The sequence below is a fragment of the Methylobacillus methanolivorans genome (genome assembly GCF_044751345.1).
GTDB classification, from domain to species: domain Bacteria; phylum Pseudomonadota; class Gammaproteobacteria; order Burkholderiales; family Methylophilaceae; genus Methylobacillus; species Methylobacillus methanolivorans.
On the sequence record NZ_JBIWXY010000002.1, the window covers coordinates 390,043 to 408,912 of the forward strand.

Below are 18,870 nucleotides of genomic sequence, written 5' to 3' on the forward strand. Positions count from 1 at the left end.
CAATACTGCTTAAAACAGTTGGTCTGGCCTTGGCGGCGTATTGTCCTGCTTCTCCGTGGGCGTTGGGCCATGACCAGGGAAGCCAGGAATAATCGAGAAGATGGATTCTTCAGGCTCCGGCGGTGGGAACTCATGATAGAAATATTCCATCATGCCATCGCTATCGCCTTTGGCACGCATACCCGTGGCTGGATCAATGCGGATCGCACTGACGCCAGCAGGCACTTCGGGAGTCACTTCAGGCACATTTTTCAGTGCCGAACTCATATAGTCGATCCAGATCGGCAATGCTGCTTTGCCACCGGTTTCCAGGCTGCCCAGCGATTTGGGCTTGTCATAGCCCATCCAGGCAATGGCCACATGCTTGGGGCTGTAGCCGGCAAACCAGGCATCAATCTGGTTATTGGTCGTGCCAGTCTTGCCTGCCAAGTCTGAGCGGCCCAGGCTGCGTGCGCGTGTAGCAGTGCCTAGGCGCACCACATCTTGCAGCATGGAATTCATGATGAAGGCATTGCGACCATCAATCACGCGTGCTGCACCTTTGCCAGCCAATAAGGGCTTGGATTGCTCCAGTAGTTTGCCGCGGCTGTCGACCACTTTGTCGATGATGTAGGGCTTGACGCGATAGCCGCCATTGGCAAAGACCGAGTAAGCGCCAGCCATCTGCCATGCGGTGACCGAGCCAGCACCCAGCGCCATCGCCAAGTAGGGTGGATGGTCCTTGGGTGAAAAGCCAAAGCGGGTGATGTAGTCCTGCGCATAATTGACGCCTATGCCTTCAAGGATGCGGATGGAAACCATATTCTTGGACTTGGTCAACGCGGTGCGCATGCGCATCGGGCCTTCATACTTGCGGTCATAGTTCTTGGGTTCCCAGGCTGAGCCACTGCCGGTTTCGCGTGCGGAGACTGAGATAGGTTCGTCTTCTATCATGCTGGCCGGGGTAAAGCCTTTTTCCAGCGAAGCCGAGTAAATAAAAGGCTTGAAGCTGGAGCCGGGCTGGCGCCATGCCTGTGTTACATGGTTGAACTTGTTGCGATTGAAGTCAAAACCACCTACCAATGCCTTGACGGCACCTGTTTCCGGATCCATCGCCACGAGTGCGGCTTCTGCCTGTGGCAATTGCACAATATGCCATTTGTCTCCTTGGCGCATGATGCGGATCACTGCACCAGGCTTGATCGTACGCTTGGTAGCATCCTTCTCGGCTAATTGCTTTTGTACGAATGCCAGGCCATCTCCGCTGATCTCGATGTTGTTGCCATCCTTGGAGTAGGCGCTGACAGCCTTGGGCGTGACTTTAGTCACGACGGCAGGGATCATGCCCTGGAAGGTTTCCAGGTTATCCAAGGCATTGTCTAGCCAATTGCCGCTACCCTGTTCGTTGTTGCCAGGAGAGACGGTCTTCTCTGGGCCGCGATAGCCGTGGCGGCGGTCATAATCAATAATGCCTTGCAGGATAGCGCGGTTGGCGGCTTCCTGCGTATCTTTGCGAATCGTGGTGTAGATTTTGAGACCGCTACTATAGATGTCGTCTTTGTAACGCTCATACATCGCCTGGCGTACGATCTCTGCTACATAATCGGCAGACAAGTCGCGCATCTTGCGCGATTGACGGAAGCGATGCGGTTCCTTCAATGCGGCTTCGTACTGCTTCTGATCAATGAAGTGCAAATCTTTCATGCGACGCAGCACATAGTGCTGGCGCGCTTCTGCCCGTTTGGGGTTGGCAAACGGGTTGTAACGGGAGGGTGCCTTGGGTAGGCCAGCCAGCATGGCAACCTCCGCAATGCTGAGTTGATCAAGCGGCTTGCCGTAATACACCTGGGATGCAGCGGCAAAGCCATAGGAGCGATGGCCGAGGTAAATTTGGTTGATGTAAAGCTCGAGAATCTGGTCCTTGGTCAGGTTGTGCTCGATCTTGATAGAAAGCAGCGCCTCGCTGAGTTTTCGCGTAGCAGTCTTTTCGCTGGAGAGGAAGAAATTGCGTGCCACCTGCATGGTGATGGTGCTGGCACCTTCCTTGAAGCTACCAGACGTGACATTGGATACTGCGGCGCGCAGGATACCAAGGGTGTCAATGCCACCATGCTGGTAGAAGCGCTCGTCTTCTGCTGCCAGGATGGCTTGCTTCAGTGTCTTGGGCGTTTCATTGATGCCGATGAAGGCTCGGCGTTCCTCGCCAAATTCGCCTATCAGGTGCCCATCCTCGGAATAGACGCGCATCGGCACCTTGGGCTTGTAATCCGTCAGGGCTTCCAGGGAGGGGAGTTCGGGGTAGATCAATGTGGCAGCGAGTGCCACCAGTGCAGTTGTCACCAAACCGAGGATGACGCCGGTGAGGAGCAGGAACTGCCACCATTTTTTCGGGAGCATTGATTAGGGTTCAGTATTGGTCACAGACGCCGTTATTATAAGTGTCATTACCGCGTTTTTAAAATCAAATAATCTGTTTTGACTTCCCAGGTGCTTGTTGCTAGCATCTAAAGTAAATTATTAGAAGTAAGATTATAACTAACCGTACTGGAAGGGAATTTCTTTTGAAATTCGACTTTTTCTCAGAGCGAACACCACCTCTGATAGGCGTGGATATTAGTTCCAGTGCAGTCAAGATGGTCGAGCTGGCACAGGGGAGCAAGGGAGCTTATCACCTGCAGGGCTACGCGATTGCCTCAATGACTAAAGAAGCGGTCGTAGATGGCAATATTGTCGGGCTTGATCTGGTTGCCGATGCGGTCAAGCGCGCATGGAAATTGCTGGCATCGCGTGAAAAGCGCGTGGCGCTGGCTTTGCCGGCGACGGCTGTCATTACAAAAAAAGTCATCATGCAGGGTGGCATGCGCGAAGAAGACATGGAATTCCAGGTCGAGGCCGAAGCTAACCAATATATCCCGTTCCCGCTTGATGAAGTCAATATCGATTTCCAGGTGCTTGGCCCAGCTCCCAGTGGGGCCGAAGAGGTCGAAGTGCTGATTGCTGCTTCCCGCAAGGAAAAAATCGAGGATAGGGTAGCAGCGGCAGAAGGTGCAGGACTCAAGGTGCTGATTGTGGATGTGGAGTCTTATGCTACCGAGGCAGCCTATTCGCTAGCCGTGACTGAATTGCCAAAGTCCGGTAAAGGGCAGACTGTGATGGTGGTGGACGTAGGCAGTACCATGACGCACGTGCATGTTTTCCATGATGGGCAACTTGTGCATAGCCGCGAACAGGCTTTTGGTGGTAACCAGCTTACGCTGGAAATCCAGCGCCGCTTTGGTGTCTCTGCGGAAGAGGCAGAAATTGCCAAGCGTAATGGTGGCTTGCCGGAAAGTTATGAGAGCGAGGTATTGCAGCCTTTCCTGCAATCACTGTCACAAGAGGTCATGCGTAGCCTGCAATTCTTCACTAACTCAACCCAATACAACAAAGTCGATCATATTCTGCTTGCAGGTGGCTGTGCCGCGATAGCAGGTCTGGCAGTGCTAGTGCAGGAAAAAACCCAGGCTAACACACTCATTGCCAATCCCTTTAATCATATGTCGATCAATCCTCGCCTCAAGCAGCAGCAGGTCATTGCAGATGCGCCTGCGCTGATGATTGCCTGCGGCTTGGCCTTGCGGAGGTTTGACTAATGGTCAGAATTAACCTCCTCCCCCACCGTCAGATTCGCCGTGCTGAGCGCCAACGCGAGTTTAATCTCATGCTGGCATTTGCCGGTGCCGCTGGAGTGGCAATTGTATTCCTAGGTAGCACGATTCTTAGCAGCAAGTTGGATGAGCAGGTAAACCGCAATACGCGGCTTGAGGCTGCCAGTGCCAATCTTGATAAGCAAATTGCTGAAATCAAGGAGCTTAAGACACAGATACGCAATGTATTGGATCGTAAGCAGATCGTCGAAAACTTGCAGGTTAATCGTAGCCAGTCCGTGATGATGCTGGATGAAATCAGCCGACAGCTGCCAGAAGGCATGTACCTGAAAGCACTGAAGCAGCAAGGCCATTTGGTGACATTGGAAGGTGTTGCTGATACCAATGCGCGCGTGGCTACACTGGTGCGCAATCTTTCTGGTTCAGAGTGGCTACAGTCACCAAATCTCGTAGAAATCAAGTCTGCGACAGTCAATGGGCTCAGGCAGAACAACTTCACTGTGAATGTGCAGTTGAAAGCCCCTCCATCGCCAGATGATGAATTACCAGGGGCGCAGAAAGGCGGTGCGCTGTGAACCTGCAGGATTTCAACAATATTGACTTGAAAAATGCCGGTAGCTTGCCGTGGCCTGTCAAAGGCGTACTTCTGGGTATGTTGCTCGTGATCATTATCATTGCTGGCTACTGGTTTTTCTGGAGCCCTGCGATGGAGGAGTTGGAGCAGGCGCGTGCCAAGGAAAACGAGTTGCGTGACACTTTTCTCGCCAAGAAACGCCAAGCGATCAACCTTGAAGCTTATAAACAGCAGATGGTGGATATCGAGCGTACGTTTGGCGCATTAGTCAAGCAACTGCCGGATCGCTCACAGATGGATGGCTTGTTGACCGATATCAACCAGGCTGGGCTTGAGCGTGGTCTTGAGTTCGAGTTATTCAAGCCTGGGCAGGAAGTAATCGCCGATTTTTACGCTGAAATGCCTATCTCGATCAAGGTGACAGGGGCCTATCATGACCTTGGCGAGTTTGCAGGGGATATTGCCAGGCTGCCTCGAATCGTGACCTTGAACGACATCGTCATCAATACGGCAGGCAAGGATAGCAAGGATGGGCGCTTGGTGATTGAGGCGGTAGCTCGTACTTACCGCTATCTTGATGCCAATGAAATTGCCAGCAAGAAGCAGGCAGAAAAGAAAGAGGCACGCAAATGAGCATGAGTACTTGGCATGAGGAATACAAGCGTGCTGCCATGCTGGCCTTTTGCGTATTGTTGAGTGCATGTGGCGATGGTCAGGGTGATGATCTTGATCATTTCATTCGTGACGCTGGTAATGACATGCACGCACGTATTGATCCCTTGCCTGAGGTCAAGCCTTATACTGCTGCAACCTATAATGCGGATGGCATCCTTAATGATCCATTCAAGGCGCGCAAGATCGTCAGCTCTCGCAGCAGCATGCAGCCTAATATGGATCGACCACGTGAACCTTTGGAAGCTTTTCCGTTGGAAAGTCTAAAGTTTGTTGGCTCCTTGTCGAAGGAGAAGTTGAAGTATGCCCTGATCCTGACGCCGGATAACCTAGTGCAGCAAATCAAGGTGGGGGGCTATATGGGGCAGAATTTTGGCATGGTGACCGAGATTACCGAGGGCGGTTTAAGGCTCAAGGAAATCATACAAGATGAGTTAAGCGGTGACTGGATAGAGCGTATCTCCAGTATTGAGTTGCAGGATTGAGGGTGAACATGATGAATATTATAAAGTGGGCCACTGGCCTGGCATTCATGCTGCTGATGCCGATGGCACAGGCTGCCGATGAGCAGCAAGCCGAGTTTGCCAACAAAATTGAGAAGATTGACTTCGTGGCAATGTCAGGTGGGCGCATTGCCATACAGGTGCAAACAACATCGCCATTGGCAAACCCTCCGGCGGGTTTTACCTTGAATAATCCCTCGCGTATTGCGCTGGACTTTCCTGCGGTGGGAAATGGTTTGGGCAAGAATAGTGTGCAAGCCAGTCAAGGAGTACTTAAAGGAGTGCACCTCGCACAAGCACGAGATCGTACTCGTATGGTACTGAATCTTGGCAAAATGGTGGCCTACAACACGACGACACAAGGTCGTGAAACGACAATTATTTTGCAGGCAAACGAGGCAGGGACTGCCAATACCAATGTCGTGTCTCGCTTCGCCGAGGCTAAAGCAGGTGAGAAATTCCACACCCTGAATAATATCGACTTCATGCGTGGCAAGAATGGTGAAGGCCGCATTGTGGTTGATCTCTCTGACGCTTCCGCCGGCATTGATATTCGCCAGCAGGGTAAAACCGTCGTGGTGGATTTTCACAACACCGAATTACCGCAGAATCTGCAACGTCGCCTCAATGTCATCAATTTCAATACGCCGGTGTTGTACGTGGATGCGATCAAGCAGGGTAACAATTCCCGCTTGATCATTGAACCCAAGGGCTTGTGGGAGCAGTCAGCCTACCAGGCGGACAAGCGCTTCATTATTGATATTCGCCCTGTGGTTGAAGACCCGAATAAGCTGGTGCAAGGCTCCAAGCCCGGCTACGCCGGCGAGAAGCTCTCACTTAATTTCCAGAATATTGATGTGCGCTCGGTTTTACAGGTCATCGCAGATTTCACTGGCCTGAATATTGTGACCAGCGATACCGTGACAGGCAACCTGACCCTGCGCCTTAAGGATGTTCCTTGGGATCAAGCGCTAGACATTATTATGTCGAGTAAGGGCTTGACCCAGCGCAAGACGGGTAATGTGATCTGGGTAGCACCATCAGATGAGGTGGCTGCCAAAGAAAAACTCTTGCTGGAAGCCAGTCAGCAAATTGAGGAGCTCGAGCCCATGCGTACCGAGGTATTTACCTTACGTTACCAGAAGGCAGAGAACTTCAAGAACATCATCAGCGATAGCAAGCAGAAAATTCTTTCTAAGCGTGGTAGTGCAGTGGTCGATGCGCGTACCAACACTGTTTTCGTGCAGGATACCCCCAAGCATCTGGAAGAAATCCAGACCATCATCAATAAGATAGATATTCCTGTGAAACAAGTGATGATTGAGTCACGGCTCGTGATTGCAGATGAGAAGTTTGGTCGCAGCTTGGGCGCACGTTTTGGTGTACAAAAGCAGCAGGCGAGTGGTGATACTCGTTATGGTTCGAGTGGAACTTTGGGTAACACCATTACGCAGCGGACAGTCGATCCAACCACTGGCGTCATCACTGAAACTATTGCTAATCGCGTTGGTTCCTCCACTCTGGCGACGACCTCCATCCCCGGCACTGTTGGCGTGGGTGTGAGCGCCGATGGTGCACAGGATCTGAACGTAAATCTGCCCGTTGCTAATGCCTTCGGTAATTTTGCTTTCAGCTTGTTTAGACTGCCAGCAGGCTTCTTGCTGAATCTAGAACTCTCTGCGCTGGAAACTGACCAGCGTGGCAAGATTGTGTCTAGCCCGCGTGTTACGACGGCCAACCAGCAAAAAGCCATCATTGAGCAAGGAACGCAAATCCCTTTCCAGCAAGCGACCAGCAGCGGCGCCACTGCGGTGCAATTCAAGAATGCCTCGTTAAGCCTGGAAGTCACGCCGCAGATTACGCCTGATGACAAAATCATCATGGATCTGGAAGTTAAGAAAGATAAGGTGGGTACAGTCTTTAATAATGTGCCATCCATCGACACTCAGCGCGTACAAACACAGGTGTTGGTGTCCAACGGTGAAACAGCGGTACTAGGCGGTATTTATGAACAGACTGAGCGTAACGATGTAGACAAGGTGCCATTCTTTGGAGACCTGCCTTTTATTGGCAATGTCTTCAAGAGACGCGTGAAGCAAAGCGATAAGACCGAGCTCTTGATCTTTATTACGCCCAAAGTCATGGATGAAAGCTTGTCTTTGCGTTAGCCATATCTGACAGTTAAGCCAGATTCACTTAAAATGCTCGCTTGCGTATGGCGGGCATTTTTTATGGCAGCAAATATTTTCTTTGTAGGTTTAATGGGGGCGGGCAAAACCACCATAGGCCGCATTATCGCCAAGCACCTGAACAAAACCTTTTACGATAGCGATCATGAGATCGAGCGGCGTACTGGCGTCAGTATTCCTGTCATTTTCGAGCTGGAAAAAGAAGACGGCTTTCGCAAGCGTGAGGCAGCGGTGATTGAAGAACTGAGCCAGATGCAGGATATTGTGCTGGCGACAGGTGGTGGTGCGGTGTTGTTGCCTGAGAACCGCAAGCAACTGATGGAGCATGGTACCGTGATTTATTTGCGTGCGAATGTCCATGAGCTTTGGCAACGTACACGCAATGACAAGAACCGCCCATTGCTGCAAGGCGATAACCCCCGCAGGAAGCTTGAGCAGTTGTTTGCTCAGCGTGATCCCTTGTACCGGGAAGTTGCCTCCATTATTGTAGATACCGGTGGTCAGCCGGTGAATGCTATCGTGCACCAGATCGAACAGAAACTTTTATCTTTATAAGCCATGCAAACATTACACGTAGACTTGGGCGAGCGCTCTTATCCTATCCATATTGGCCGTGGCCTGCTGACGCAGCCTGAGTTGATCCTGCCACATTTGAAGCGTAAGCAAGTGGCGATTGTGACCAATACGACCGTGGCCCCACTTTATCTCGAAAAGCTGGCTCAGCCTTTGCGTGATGCGGGCGTCAAGGTGATTCCCATCGTACTGCCAGATGGCGAAGCCTATAAAAATGCCGCCACACTTAACTTGATCTATGATGCCTTGCTCGAGAACCGCTGTGAACGTAGTACCACGATCATTGCGCTCGGTGGCGGCGTTATTGGTGATTTGGCTGGCTATGCCGCGGCGACATATCTACGTGGCGTACCGTTTATTCAGGTCCCGACGACTTTATTGTCTCAGGTAGATTCCTCTGTGGGCGGCAAGACAGGTATCAACCACCCGTTGGGCAAGAACATGATAGGCGCGTTCTACCAGCCGCAAGTCGTGCTGGCTGATATTGATACGCTGTCTACATTGCCAGCGCGTGAGCTCTCGGCTGGCTTGGCAGAAGTGATCAAGTATGGCTTGATTCGTGACGAGCCATTTTTTGCATGGCAAGAAGTGAATATGCAAAAGCTACTCGCGCTGGATACCGAAGCCATGAGCTATGCCATTTACCGCTCATGTGAGAATAAGGCAGAAGTGGTTGCTGCGGATGAGCGCGAATCTGGCGAGCGAGCATTGCTCAATCTAGGCCATACCTTTGGGCATGCGATCGAAAATGCCATGGGCTACGGCGTATGGCTGCATGGCGAAGCTGTCGCTGCGGGCACCATCCTCGCAGCCGATCTTTCTTATCGCTTGGGTTGGTTGAACGATGCGGAAGTTGAGCGTATTAAGGCGATATTTATCGAAGCCAAGCTGCCCATTGATGCACCAGCACTGGGTGTGGATCGTTACCTAGATCTCATGGGGCTGGATAAAAAAGTGGTTGATGGCCAGATTCGCCTGGTGTTGCAACAGGGCATTGGTAAATCGCTGGTGACCAGCGATTATGATGCCACTCTCTTGCAATCAACCCTGGCTATTCCTGCATGACCGAGCTGGCACCGTATGCTTCCAACCCTGCCCTGACCAAAGGGCGGGTGCATGACGAGCCTGCTCCTGCTACACGCAACCATTTCCAGCGGGATCGTGACCGCATTATCCATTCTGGTGCTTTCCGCCGCCTTGAATACAAAACCCAGGTGTTCATCAACCATGAAGGCGACCTGTTTCGCACCCGGTTGACGCATAGCTTGGAAGTGGCGCAGATAGGACGTGCCATTGCGCGTAATCTACACCTGCATGAAGACCTGATTGAGGCCATTGCCCTGGCGCATGACCTCGGTCACACGCCGTTTGGCCATGCTGGCCAAGACCAACTCAATGAATGCATGCGCGAATTCGGCGGCTTTGAGCACAATCTCCAATCCTTGCGTGTCGTTGACCACTTGGAATTACGCTATGCCGAATTCGATGGCCTCAACCTCACCTTTGAAGTGCGTGAAGGTATTCTTAAGCATTGTTCCTTACCCAATGCCCGTTTGCTGGGCGATGTCGGCGAACGCTTCCTCAACAAGCAACAGCCATCGCTAGAGGCACAAGTGGCCAACTTGGCAGACGAAATCGCCTACAATAATCATGATGTTGATGATGGCCTGCGTTCAGGCCTCATTACCATGGAGCAATTAGCTGAGGTGCGTTTATTTGCTGAGCAATTCTCCTTGGTGCAAGGGCAATATCCGGCATTGACGGGGCGTAGACTGATTCACGAAACCGTCAGGCGCATGATTCATATATTGGTCACGGATTTGTGTGAGCAAAGTCGCAAGAACATTGCTGCGCATGCGCCCAAAACCATCGAAGACGTGCGTACACTGCCCCCATTGATCAGCTTTAGCCCGGCGATTGATGAGCAGCAACTTGAGCTTAAGCGCTTCCTGCGTACCAATCTTTATCGGCACTATCGTGTTAATCGAATGACCTCCAAGGCCAAACGCATCATCGCTGAGCTATTTAATGCGTTCATCAATGATCCAGGCTTGCTGCCTGACGATTACCGACCCTCCAACCCGGATATGCAACCACGTGTGATCGCCGACTATATTGCCGGCATGACAGACCGTTACGCTATCCGCGAGCATCAGCGCCTCTTCTCCATAGCTGAATAATTGCTTTAGCATTGATTGCTAAGTATTTAAACCAGAAATAATTTATTTTTCGGCAGTTTGGGTTTGTCATAAACTGTTGCATATAAACAACACAAAATCTTCAATCGCGTAAAAAAACCACAAGATTGCTTGCAGGCCTCGAAAGGCCTTTGGCATACTGCCCATAACTTCTTAGACAAGAAGTCAGTGCAATACCCTTGTAGTGATGAACATACACCGCACAAGGGATAACTAAACGCATTAGGAGATATACATGAACAAGAAACTAGGCCTGGCAGTTGCTGGCGCAGTATTGGCTTTCGGCGCTTCCGCTGCAAACGCAGGTATCATCATCCCAGCAGGTGACTGGACGATTGATATCGGTGGTAACGTTAACGCTTACTACACAAACACTCGTTACAGCGGTGGTTTGTTCGCAAACAATGCAACTAGCAACCAAGTACAAACTGGTCTGTTGCCATCTGCTCTCGGTATTGGTGGTAAAACACGCCAGAACGATCTGGATATTGCTTTCCAATTCACTTTCTTCACTGGTACAAACTCCAGCGATGGCGTTCGTCAAAGTGATGCTGGCGATTACAACAGCATCAACATTCGTCAATCCTATTTGACTTTTGGTGATGCTTCTTGGGGTACTATCAAGGCTGGTCGTGACCTAGGCCTGTTTGGTTCTGACGCTATCCTCTCTGACATGACATTGTTGGGTGTTGGTGTCGGTGCTGGTAACCCAGGTAACTCCACACTGGGCCGTATCGGTTCCGGTTATGTTTACGCTGACTGGATCGGTCAAATTCAATATGCATCTCCTAACTGGAACGGTTTCAGCTTCGCTGTAGCTGCACGTGAAGGTCTGCGTAATACTGCTGCTTTGACTGCGGATGACAAGACTGATCTTGGTTACGACGGTAAAGTAAGCTACGAGTGGACTGGTGATGTAGCTGGTAAGGTTTGGGCTGGTTTTATTAGCCAGAAGCACAATAGTGCGGCCGCTGGTGGTGAGTATCGTTCACGTGGTTACGAGGTTGGCGGTAAGCTTAATGTAGCTGACTTTGGCTTGGTTGGTTACTACTACGATGGTAAGGGTCTGGATGGTCAGACTGGTGGTCAACTGGGTGGTCTGCAATTCCGTAGCCCAACCAAGACTGATGACAAGGGTGGTTACGTACAAGCTACCTACAAGTTGCCAGGCGTTGGTACCAAGCTGGGTGTTTCCTACGGTATTTCCAAGTCTGATGATGGTATCTATGCTGGAAATGCAGCTGACTTCGAGAACAAGTCCTGGATCGTTGGTGCTTACCACCCTCTGACCAAGAGCCTGAATCTGGTTGCTGAATATGCTCACCAGAAGATTGAAGTTGACCAAGCTGCTGCTAATACAGATGGCAAGGCTAAGACTATCAGCCTGGGCGCGATCCTGTTCTTCTAGGATTTAAATCGTAAGATTTAGCTTAGAAAGCAATCGTAAAAACGGCACCTTCGGGTGCCGTTTTTTTATTGTGGCGCTATATATGATGCAATAAAAATGCCGCAGCTAGCCCGGCATTTTAGTTTGTTCGCAACCTATTGATGTTTATTCGTCGATGCCTAATTCCTGTATTTTACGCGTCAAGGTGTTGCGGCCCATGCCTAGCTGTGTGGCTGCTTCGATGCGGCGTCCACCCGTATGTTGCAGGGCTTTGGTGATGAGAATACGCTCGAATTGCTGGGTGCGGCTATCGAGGATGTCATGTTCCCCGCGATTGAGTGCGTCAGTGATCTCCGAGGCCAGTGCCGTTTGCCATGAGGTGGCACTAGCAGGCTTGGCCGCGTCTTCTTTTAGCTCCGGTGGCAAGTCAGCGATGTCGATATTTTGACCGGGGGCCATCACGGTGAGCCAGTGGCAGACATTCTCTAATTGGCGCACATTGCCACTCCAACTCAACGTGCCGAGGTAGCGCAAGGCAGCGGTGGATGGCTGCTTGGCTTCTACACCTAGTTCGCGGGCACTGTGTTGCAGGAAGTGCTTAACCAGCAAGGGGATATCTTCGCGCCGTTCGCGCAGTGGTGGCAGGCGCAGGCGGATGACGTTGAGGCGATGGAACAAATCCTCACGGAACAACCCTAGTTTCACTCTTTCTTCTAGGTCCTGATGTGTTGCAGCAATGATGCGCACATTGACCTTGACTGGTTGGTGTCCGCCAACACGGTAGAACTGTCCATCACACAGAACGCGCAACAAGCGAGTTTGCAGGTCGGAGGGCATGTCACCGATTTCATCAAGGAACAAGGTGCCGCCGTCAGCCTGCTCGAAGCGTCCGCGCCGAGCAGCTTGCGCCCCGGTAAATGCGCCGCGTTCGTGGCCGAATAGCTCGGATTCGAGCAGATCCTTGGGGATTGCAGCAGTATTGATGGCGATGAAAGGCTTGTCGAAACGCGGGCTATGGCGATGCAGTGCGCTCGCTACAAGTTCTTTGCCGGTGCCGGATTCACCGTTAATCAGCACGGTTGAATGCGAGCGGCTCAGGCGGCCAATTGCACGAAACACTTCCTGCATGGCGGGGGCCTGACCGATGATTTCCGGTGTTTCTTCTTGCATCACCACTTCAATTGCCTGGCGCATGCTTTCATCTACTGCGCGACGGATGATTTCAATCGCCTGGTCAACATCGAAAGGCTTGGCCAAGTATTCAAAAGCTCCCCCCTGGAATGCGGCAACTGCACTTTCCAGATCGGAATAGGCTGTCATGATGATGACGGGAATATCTGGATGGCGTTGTTTTACCTCGTGCAGGAAATCGAGGCCAGAACCATTGGGCATGCGAATGTCGCTGACAATGACTTGTGGTTCTTCCCGGGTCAGGGCGTTCAAGGCTTCGGGTACCGATGCGAAAGTCTTGAAATCCATGTCGGTGCGGCCCAGGGCTTTTTCAAATACCCAGCGTATGGATTTGTCGTCGTCTATTATCCAGATCGGTTTCATGATGGTTACCTGTTGTAGTCTGTCTTTTATTAAAAAGGCGTTGTTTTTATAGATTATTGTCTTGCAATGTAAGCTTTCATCGCTGTGCTTTCAATTGGCAGCAGTATGGTGAAGCTGGTGTGTCCAGGCGCGCTTTCGCATTCGATCATACCGTGATGCTGGGTGATGAATGTTTGCGCCAGTGTCAGGCCTAGGCCGGTGCCACCCTCGCGCCCTGATACCAGCGGGTAAAAAATTCGCTCGCGAATTTCTGGCGGGATACCGGGGCCGTTATCAATGATTTGCAGCTTGATAGCGACTCGGTAGCGCTTTTTCGCCAATGTGACTTGGCGTGCTGCTCTTGTACGCAAGATGATTTCAGGTGACTCCGTACCAGGTTTGTTCTGCATGGCTTGCACCGCGTTACGGGCAATGTTCAATACGGCCTGAATGAGTTTCTCGCGGTCACCGATTAGCTCTGGCAGGCTAGTGTCATAGTCACGGCGGATTTGTATACCTCGCGGCGATTCTGCCAATAGCAGGCTGCGCACACGTTCGAGTACTTCATGGATATTGGTTGGCTCGTACTTGGGTACACGGTGTGGCACCAAGAGTCTGTCCATCAGCAATTGTAGGCGGTCTGCCTCCTTGATGATGACCTGGGTGTATTCGCGAAGACTGACCTGTGGCAGCTCATGCTCCAGCAATTGCGCTGCGCCACGAAGCCCACCGAGCGGGTTGCGGATTTCGTGAGCCAGATTGCGCAATAGCTCGGCATTGGCTTGTTGCTGGATTAGCATGCGTTCTTCACGCGCGATGCGTAGCTGTTGATCCATATGCTGGAATTCCAGTACTAGGCACGCGGGATCAAGCTCTACCGGGGTGACGGTACAGGTGACAGCAAAAGATTGTTGCCGTAACGTGGTAATGGGGAATTCATGCTCGCGGAATGGACTGTGATGCTTAATCGCATGTTCCATGGCCGAATCAAGAATGTCGCAGCCGGGAAAAACCTGTGAGACAGGTAAACCTGCAATTTGCTTAGCGCTGATGGCGAATAGCACCTCGGCACCTGGGTTGGCATAAACGACATGACGTTCTTGATCAAGCAGGAGGATAGCCGTTGATAAATGTTCCAGGCCTGCGAATGAGGGGGGGATTTTATGTTCCATGGCTAGTCTTAAGCAAAAGCCAGGCCAGTTGGACTCGGCTTATTTAAACGCCTCCAACTCTTTTTGCAGAAGCTGCACATTTCGTTCGTGCGCATCTACATCAGCCTGCAATTGTTGCATTTTTTCCTCAAATTTTGCGACATTGCGATACGTTTTACCATTGGCACCACGGTATACCTCTGGTTTTGATTCGCCCTCGGTATAAGCTTTTTTAGCATCTTCCAGGGCTGCCTTTTCAGCTTCTAGCTCTTCTAGCAATATTTTTTTGCGCTGATCGTCGCGCTTTTTCTGGGTTTGGCTATCCACGCGCGGAAAGTTGCTGGGAGTGGCCTGGGGCTTGGGTTTTGGTGGTGCTGTGCTTGGCTGTGGTGGATCTATCTCTAGTTTGGTCGCGCCTTTGCTAGGGACATTGGAATAGGTGACATGGCCATTTTCATCCACACTTTTATAAATTCCGGCCTGGGCGCTTATAGGGGTGATTGCGTATGCAAGCCAAGCAAGAAAAGACAGGTGAATTATTCTCATGAGATTGAGTGTAGAGCAGAAGCCTGGTACAGGCAATTGCTGATATGGCGGATTTTGGGCATAAAAAAAGCGGGTTTCCCCGCTTTTTTGACTCATCGCATTGATTAGATGCTGTAGTACATGCTGAACTCGATTGGGTGAGGAGTCTGACGCAGCTTGGTCACTTCTTCCATCTTCAGATCGATGTAGGAGTTGATCCAGTCTTCGGAGAACACGCCACCACGGGTCAGGAACTCGCGATCCTTGTCCAGGGCTTCCAGAGCTTGTTCCAGGGATGAAGCAACTGTTGGGATTGCTGCATCTTCTTCTGGTGGCAAGTGGTAGAGATCCTTGGTTGCAGGCTCACCTGGATGAATCTTGTTTTGTACGCCGTCCAGGCCAGCCATCAGCAATGCGCTGAATGCCAGGTATGGGTTGGCAGTTGGGTCTGGGAAGCGAGCTTCGATACGGCGTGCCTTGTCGGATTGTACGAAAGGAACACGGATAGAAGCGGAGCGGTTCTTCGCGGAGTAAGCCAGCTTCACAGGTGCCTCAAAGCCAGGAACCAGACGCTTGTAGGAGTTGGTGCCAGGGTTGGTGATAGCATTCAGTGCGCGCGCATGCTTGATGATGCCGCCGATGTAGTAAAGGGCGAATTCGCTCAGGCCAGCGTAGCCGTTACCTGCAAACAGGTTCTTGCCATCTTTCCATACGGATTGGTGAACGTGCATGCCGGAACCGTTATCGCCGAAGATAGGCTTAGGCATGAAGGTGGCAGTCTTGCCATATGCGTGCGCTGTATTCAATACAACGTACTTGAGGATTTGTGTCCAGTCAGCGCGCTGTACCAGGGTGCTGAATTTGGTGCCAATTTCACATTGACCAGCAGTTGCCACTTCGTGGTGGTGTACTTCTACAGGTACGCCCAGCTCTTCCAGAGTCATGACCATGGCAGAGCGGAGGTCATGCAGGGAGTCGGTTGGTGGAACAGGGAAGTAGCCACCCTTAACGCCAGGACGGTGACCGGTGTTGCCACCTTCAAACTTCTCGTTGGAAGCCCATGCAGCTTCTTCGGAGTTGATCTTGACGGAGCTGCCGCTCATGTCGACAGACCAGTTGATGGAGTCGAAAATGAAGAATTCTGGCTCTGGGCCGAAGTAGGCTGCATCACCAATACCGCTGGACTTCAAGTAAGCTTCGGCGCGCTTGGCGATGGAGCGTGGGTCACGGTCATAGCCCTTGCCATCGGTAGGATCGATAACGTCACAGGTCAAGAATAGAGTGGGTTCGTCCATGAATGGATCGATGTTTGCAGTGTCTGGATCTGGGATCAGCAGCATGTCGGATGCTTGAATACCCTTCCAGCCAGCAATGGAAGACCCGTCGAAAGCGTGGCCTTCGGTGAATTTGTCTTCGTCGAATGCGGAAATAGGCACAGTTACGTGCTGTTCCTTGCCCTTGGTGTCAGTAAAGCGAAAATCGACAAACTTGATGTCGTTTTCCTTCACAAGCTTTAATACGTCGGCCACCGCCATTTGATTCTCCTAGCTCTTTTTGAATTAAGAAGGTTATTGAAGCACTACGCTTGACACTAGCATGAAGCATGAACTGTGCCATTGAATTTGTGCAATTTCTCATTTTTACACATAAGGTTATAAAAGAGAACTCCATGTTGTGCACCAAAATGTTGCGACATGCTGGTTTTGTGCACCATATTTGTGCGTTGAATCTAGCTGATTGATTTGGCGCTATACTCCGCATTTCTGAGAAGGCAAGGAGATGACGATGGAAACCTTGAGTACTATTTTGCAAAATGCAAAACAACGTGCCGAACAGCATGGGCTTCCTTATGCGGGTGCTTTGACGCCGCAGGAGGCGCACAAAGTACTGGACTTGGCACCTGCCGCTAAGCTGGTTGATGTACGCACCAAAGCGGAGCTTGAGCTGGTGGGGCGTGTTCCCGGTGCTACCCACATTGAGTGGGCGTTCTACCCTGGCATGGTGGCTAATCCTGACTTCTTGTCCCAACTAGATAAGCAAGTGGATCATGAGGTATTGGTGATGTTCCTCTGCCGCACCGGTGGGCGTTCTCACAACGCTGCTGTTGTGGCAGCCCAGGCTGGGTATGCCGAGGCCTACAATGTGCTGGAAGGTTTTGAAGGGGAGTCTACCCCGGATAACAAGCAGCGTGGCCAGATCAATGGCTGGAAAGCGGCTGGCCTGCCCTGGACCAACGCTTGAGGGTGAGTATGGATCGTTACGCAGTCATCGGCCATCCGGTTGAGCATAGCAAATCGCCGCTCATTCATGCTGCATTTGCGCAGCAAACAGGGCAACAACTTGAATATGGCAAGGTGCTTGCGCCACTGGATGGCTTTGCTGCTACTGTCGCGGAGATGCAAGCCCAGGGATATTCCGGAGCTAATGTCACAGTGCCTTTTAAGTTTGAGGCTTATGAGCTGGCAACAGAGTTAACGCCGCGCGCACGTCAGGCTGGTGCTGTGAATACCTTGAGTTTTGTTGGCCAAGTCATTCGTGGTGACAATACGGATGGCGTGGGTTTGGTGCGTGACATTTTGCATAATCTGCAATTTCCCCTGCAAGGCCAGCGCGTATTGCTGATCGGTGCGGGCGGGGCAGCTGAAGGCGTATTGGGGCCACTGCTGGATGCATCTCTAGCAACCCTGTCTGTTGTCAATCGGAGTGTGGGTAAGGCGCAAGCAATGGTAGCGCGAGCAAGTGCTGTTGCTGTGCCGCTGGTGGCGCACAGTTTTGATGCATTGCCAGGACAAGTGTTTGATGTGGTAATCAACGCGACCTCCAGTGGCTTGAGCAACGAGCGGCTGCCATTGCCCTCTGGCTTATTTGCCACTGATGCGCTGGCCTATGACATGATGTATGGGCGCGAAACGCCTTTTATGCAATATGCCCGCGAAGAAGGCGTGGCGAGAATTGCAGATGGCTTAGGTATGCTGGTGGAGCAGGCAGCGGAAGCGTTTTATATCTGGCGGCAGGTGCGTCCTGATACTGCCTCTGTCATTGCCGCAATGCGTGCATCATGATCAAACGATGGTTTTGGCGGGGCTTGCTGCTGGCAATCGTGCTGGTGGTGCTGTATCAATTATGGATATTCATGCATATCCTTTGGTGGGTAGAGCATAACCCTTCGAGTAGCGCATTCATGCGTACCAGCTTAAGCACCTTGCAAGAGGAGAATCCCGATGCCACGCTCAAGCATCAATGGGTGGAATACCAAAAAATTTCCCGCAACCTCAAACGCGCAGTGATTGCGTCAGAAGATGCCAAGTTTGTTGGCCATGAGGGTTTTGACTGGGATGGTATCCAGAAGGCATACGAAAAAAACTGGCAAAAAGGCAAAATTGTCGCAGGTGGCTCTACTATCAGCCAGCAGCTTGCCAAGAACCTGTTTCTTTCCACCGGGCGCACGCCATGGCGCAAGCTGGAAGAGGCGGCAATTACCTGGATGCTGGAACGCATGATGAGCAAGCGCCGTATTTTCGAGATTTATCTCAATATCATTGAATGGGGTAATGGCGTATTTGGTGCCGAAGCGGCGGCACGGCATTACTACAAAACCAGCGCTGCCAATCTTAGCGCAGGGCAGGCGGCAAAACTGGCGGCGATGATTCCCAATCCTAAGTATTATGACAAGCACCGTGAAGCGCGAGGGCTGGTGCGCAAAGCGGGCATTATTGAGTCACGTATGCGCTATGCTGCCGTGCCATGATGGGTGATAAAGCCGAGATAGGCTTGTGTTAAAATAAACCTTTTGAATTTAAACATCATGCGCCTCTGCTTCCTGATCCTGATTGCAAGCCTGACCCTGGCGGCCTGTGGCACCAAGGGCGATCTTTATATCCCGGAAAAGCAGTACCCGCAGGATCCCCTGCCGCAACAAGAACCTTCTCGATGAGTTGT

18 protein-coding genes are annotated in these 18,870 nt (G+C 51.5%); 13 read left to right on the forward strand and 5 right to left on the reverse strand.

Translation table 11 applies throughout. The features are described 5' to 3' along the window. Positions 1 to 9: 9 nt before the first annotated feature. The gene (locus tag ACIKP9_RS11385; RefSeq protein WP_400882862.1) at positions 10 to 2,376 is read right to left on the reverse strand and encodes a penicillin-binding protein 1A; all 2,367 of its coding nucleotides are present in this window, start codon (positions 2,374 to 2,376) and stop codon (positions 10 to 12) included. A gap of 164 nt (positions 2,377 to 2,540) precedes the next feature. On the opposite strand from ACIKP9_RS11385, the gene ACIKP9_RS11390 reads away from it, so the two are divergent. The 9 genes from ACIKP9_RS11390 to ACIKP9_RS11430 all read left to right on the forward strand — a co-directional run bounded on the left by ACIKP9_RS11390 (position 2,541) and on the right by ACIKP9_RS11430 (position 11,743). Continuing rightward, entirely contained in the window at positions 2,541 to 3,611 is a 1,071-nt protein-coding gene (locus tag ACIKP9_RS11390; protein ID WP_400882865.1) for a pilus assembly protein PilM, read from the forward strand. Beyond that, positions 3,611 to 4,201, forward strand: coding sequence for a PilN domain-containing protein (locus ACIKP9_RS11395; protein ID WP_400882868.1), 591 nt, complete (start codon positions 3,611 to 3,613; stop codon positions 4,199 to 4,201). Before ACIKP9_RS11390 ends, ACIKP9_RS11395 begins: the two co-directional genes overlap by 1 nt. Next, positions 4,198 to 4,833 (forward strand): type IV pilus inner membrane component PilO, encoded by a 636-nt coding sequence (gene pilO, locus ACIKP9_RS11400; protein ID WP_400882871.1) that lies wholly within the window; start codon positions 4,198 to 4,200, stop codon positions 4,831 to 4,833. The genes ACIKP9_RS11395 and pilO overlap by 4 nt, the downstream gene beginning before the upstream one ends. A 2-nt stretch (positions 4,834 to 4,835) precedes the next feature. Beyond that, entirely contained in the window at positions 4,836 to 5,357 is a 522-nt protein-coding gene (locus ACIKP9_RS11405) for a pilus assembly protein PilP (RefSeq protein ID WP_400882874.1), read from the forward strand. 11 nt (positions 5,358 to 5,368) lie between these two features. Next, positions 5,369 to 7,543, forward strand: a complete 2,175-nt coding sequence (gene pilQ, locus ACIKP9_RS11410; RefSeq protein WP_400883384.1) for a type IV pilus secretin PilQ — start codon at positions 5,369 to 5,371, stop codon at positions 7,541 to 7,543. A gap of 63 nt (positions 7,544 to 7,606) precedes the next feature. After that, entirely contained in the window at positions 7,607 to 8,119 is a 513-nt protein-coding gene (gene aroK / locus ACIKP9_RS11415; protein ID WP_230348626.1) for a shikimate kinase AroK, read from the forward strand. A gap of 3 nt (positions 8,120 to 8,122) precedes the next feature. Beyond that, complete coding sequence (aroB, locus tag ACIKP9_RS11420; protein WP_400882878.1) at positions 8,123 to 9,202, forward strand: 3-dehydroquinate synthase; 1,080 nt, start codon at positions 8,123 to 8,125, stop codon at positions 9,200 to 9,202. After that, positions 9,199 to 10,317 carry a deoxyguanosinetriphosphate triphosphohydrolase gene (locus tag ACIKP9_RS11425; RefSeq protein ID WP_400882881.1) on the forward strand — a complete coding sequence of 373 codons (1,119 nt, stop codon included), beginning with the start codon at positions 9,199 to 9,201 and terminating at the stop codon, positions 10,315 to 10,317. Before aroB ends, ACIKP9_RS11425 begins: the two co-directional genes overlap by 4 nt. A gap of 253 nt (positions 10,318 to 10,570) precedes the next feature. Further along, positions 10,571 to 11,743, forward strand: coding sequence for a porin (locus ACIKP9_RS11430; protein WP_400882884.1), 1,173 nt, complete (start codon positions 10,571 to 10,573; stop codon positions 11,741 to 11,743). 144 nt (positions 11,744 to 11,887) lie between these two features. Here the strand turns inward: ACIKP9_RS11430 and ntrC are convergent, their stop codons facing one another. The 4 genes from ntrC to glnA form a co-directional block, all read right to left on the reverse strand. Next, on the reverse strand, positions 11,888 to 13,276 hold the full coding sequence (ntrC, locus tag ACIKP9_RS11435) for a nitrogen regulation protein NR(I) (RefSeq protein ID WP_400882887.1): 1,389 nt from the start codon (positions 13,274 to 13,276) through the stop codon (positions 11,888 to 11,890). Positions 13,277 to 13,329: 53 nt separating this feature from the next. Continuing rightward, positions 13,330 to 14,427 (reverse strand): nitrogen regulation protein NR(II), encoded by a 1,098-nt coding sequence (gene glnL / locus ACIKP9_RS11440; protein ID WP_400882890.1) that lies wholly within the window; start codon positions 14,425 to 14,427, stop codon positions 13,330 to 13,332. A gap of 39 nt (positions 14,428 to 14,466) precedes the next feature. Further along, the gene (locus tag ACIKP9_RS11445) at positions 14,467 to 14,952 is read right to left on the reverse strand and encodes a DUF4124 domain-containing protein (RefSeq protein WP_400883387.1); all 486 of its coding nucleotides are present in this window, start codon (positions 14,950 to 14,952) and stop codon (positions 14,467 to 14,469) included. 104 nt (positions 14,953 to 15,056) lie between these two features. After that, positions 15,057 to 16,466 carry a type I glutamate--ammonia ligase gene (gene glnA / locus ACIKP9_RS11450; protein ID WP_400882893.1) on the reverse strand — a complete coding sequence of 470 codons (1,410 nt, stop codon included), beginning with the start codon at positions 16,464 to 16,466 and terminating at the stop codon, positions 15,057 to 15,059. 250 nt (positions 16,467 to 16,716) lie between these two features. Here glnA and ACIKP9_RS11455 point away from each other — a divergent pair, with 250 nt between their 5' ends. Genes ACIKP9_RS11455 through lptM form a run of 4 tightly spaced genes read left to right on the forward strand, consistent with a single transcriptional unit; the run spans position 16,717 to position 18,865 of the window. Further along, complete coding sequence (locus ACIKP9_RS11455; protein WP_400882895.1) at positions 16,717 to 17,172, forward strand: rhodanese-like domain-containing protein; 456 nt, start codon at positions 16,717 to 16,719, stop codon at positions 17,170 to 17,172. An 8-nt stretch (positions 17,173 to 17,180) separates the two neighbouring features. After that, the gene (aroE, locus tag ACIKP9_RS11460) at positions 17,181 to 17,993 is read left to right on the forward strand and encodes a shikimate dehydrogenase (protein ID WP_400882898.1); all 813 of its coding nucleotides are present in this window, start codon (positions 17,181 to 17,183) and stop codon (positions 17,991 to 17,993) included. After that, entirely contained in the window at positions 17,990 to 18,679 is a 690-nt protein-coding gene (mtgA, locus tag ACIKP9_RS11465) for a monofunctional biosynthetic peptidoglycan transglycosylase (protein ID WP_400882900.1), read from the forward strand. The genes aroE and mtgA overlap by 4 nt, the downstream gene beginning before the upstream one ends. A 57-nt stretch (positions 18,680 to 18,736) precedes the next feature. Next, positions 18,737 to 18,865: an LPS translocon maturation chaperone LptM gene (gene lptM, locus ACIKP9_RS11470; RefSeq protein ID WP_230348636.1), complete on the forward strand. Its 129-nt coding sequence runs from the start codon at positions 18,737 to 18,739 to the stop codon at positions 18,863 to 18,865. Positions 18,866 to 18,870 lie beyond the last annotated feature (5 nt).

Coding starts and splice junctions, on each gene's coding strand:
- ACIKP9_RS11385 (WP_400882862.1), bottom strand. CDS start 2,376: ATGCTCCCGAAAAAATGGTGGCAGTTCCTGCTCCTCACCGGCGTCATC.
- ACIKP9_RS11395 (WP_400882868.1), top strand. CDS start 3,611: ATGGTCAGAATTAACCTCCTCCCCCACCGTCAGATTCGCCGTGCTGAG.
- ACIKP9_RS11405 (WP_400882874.1), top strand. CDS start 4,836: ATGAGTACTTGGCATGAGGAATACAAGCGTGCTGCCATGCTGGCCTTT.
- pilQ (WP_400883384.1), top strand. CDS start 5,369: ATGAATATTATAAAGTGGGCCACTGGCCTGGCATTCATGCTGCTGATG.
- aroK (WP_230348626.1), top strand. CDS start 7,607: ATGGCAGCAAATATTTTCTTTGTAGGTTTAATGGGGGCGGGCAAAACC.
- aroB (WP_400882878.1), top strand. CDS start 8,123: ATGCAAACATTACACGTAGACTTGGGCGAGCGCTCTTATCCTATCCAT.
- ACIKP9_RS11425 (WP_400882881.1), top strand. CDS start 9,199: ATGACCGAGCTGGCACCGTATGCTTCCAACCCTGCCCTGACCAAAGGG.
- ACIKP9_RS11430 (WP_400882884.1), top strand. CDS start 10,571: ATGAACAAGAAACTAGGCCTGGCAGTTGCTGGCGCAGTATTGGCTTTC.
- ntrC (WP_400882887.1), bottom strand. CDS start 13,276: ATGAAACCGATCTGGATAATAGACGACGACAAATCCATACGCTGGGTA.
- glnL (WP_400882890.1), bottom strand. CDS start 14,427: ATGGAACATAAAATCCCCCCCTCATTCGCAGGCCTGGAACATTTATCA.
- ACIKP9_RS11445 (WP_400883387.1), bottom strand. CDS start 14,952: ATGAGAATAATTCACCTGTCTTTTCTTGCTTGGCTTGCATACGCAATC.
- glnA (WP_400882893.1), bottom strand. CDS start 16,466: ATGGCGGTGGCCGACGTATTAAAGCTTGTGAAGGAAAACGACATCAAG.
- ACIKP9_RS11455 (WP_400882895.1), top strand. CDS start 16,717: ATGGAAACCTTGAGTACTATTTTGCAAAATGCAAAACAACGTGCCGAA.
- aroE (WP_400882898.1), top strand. CDS start 17,181: ATGGATCGTTACGCAGTCATCGGCCATCCGGTTGAGCATAGCAAATCG.
- mtgA (WP_400882900.1), top strand. CDS start 17,990: ATGATCAAACGATGGTTTTGGCGGGGCTTGCTGCTGGCAATCGTGCTG.
- lptM (WP_230348636.1), top strand. CDS start 18,737: ATGCGCCTCTGCTTCCTGATCCTGATTGCAAGCCTGACCCTGGCGGCC.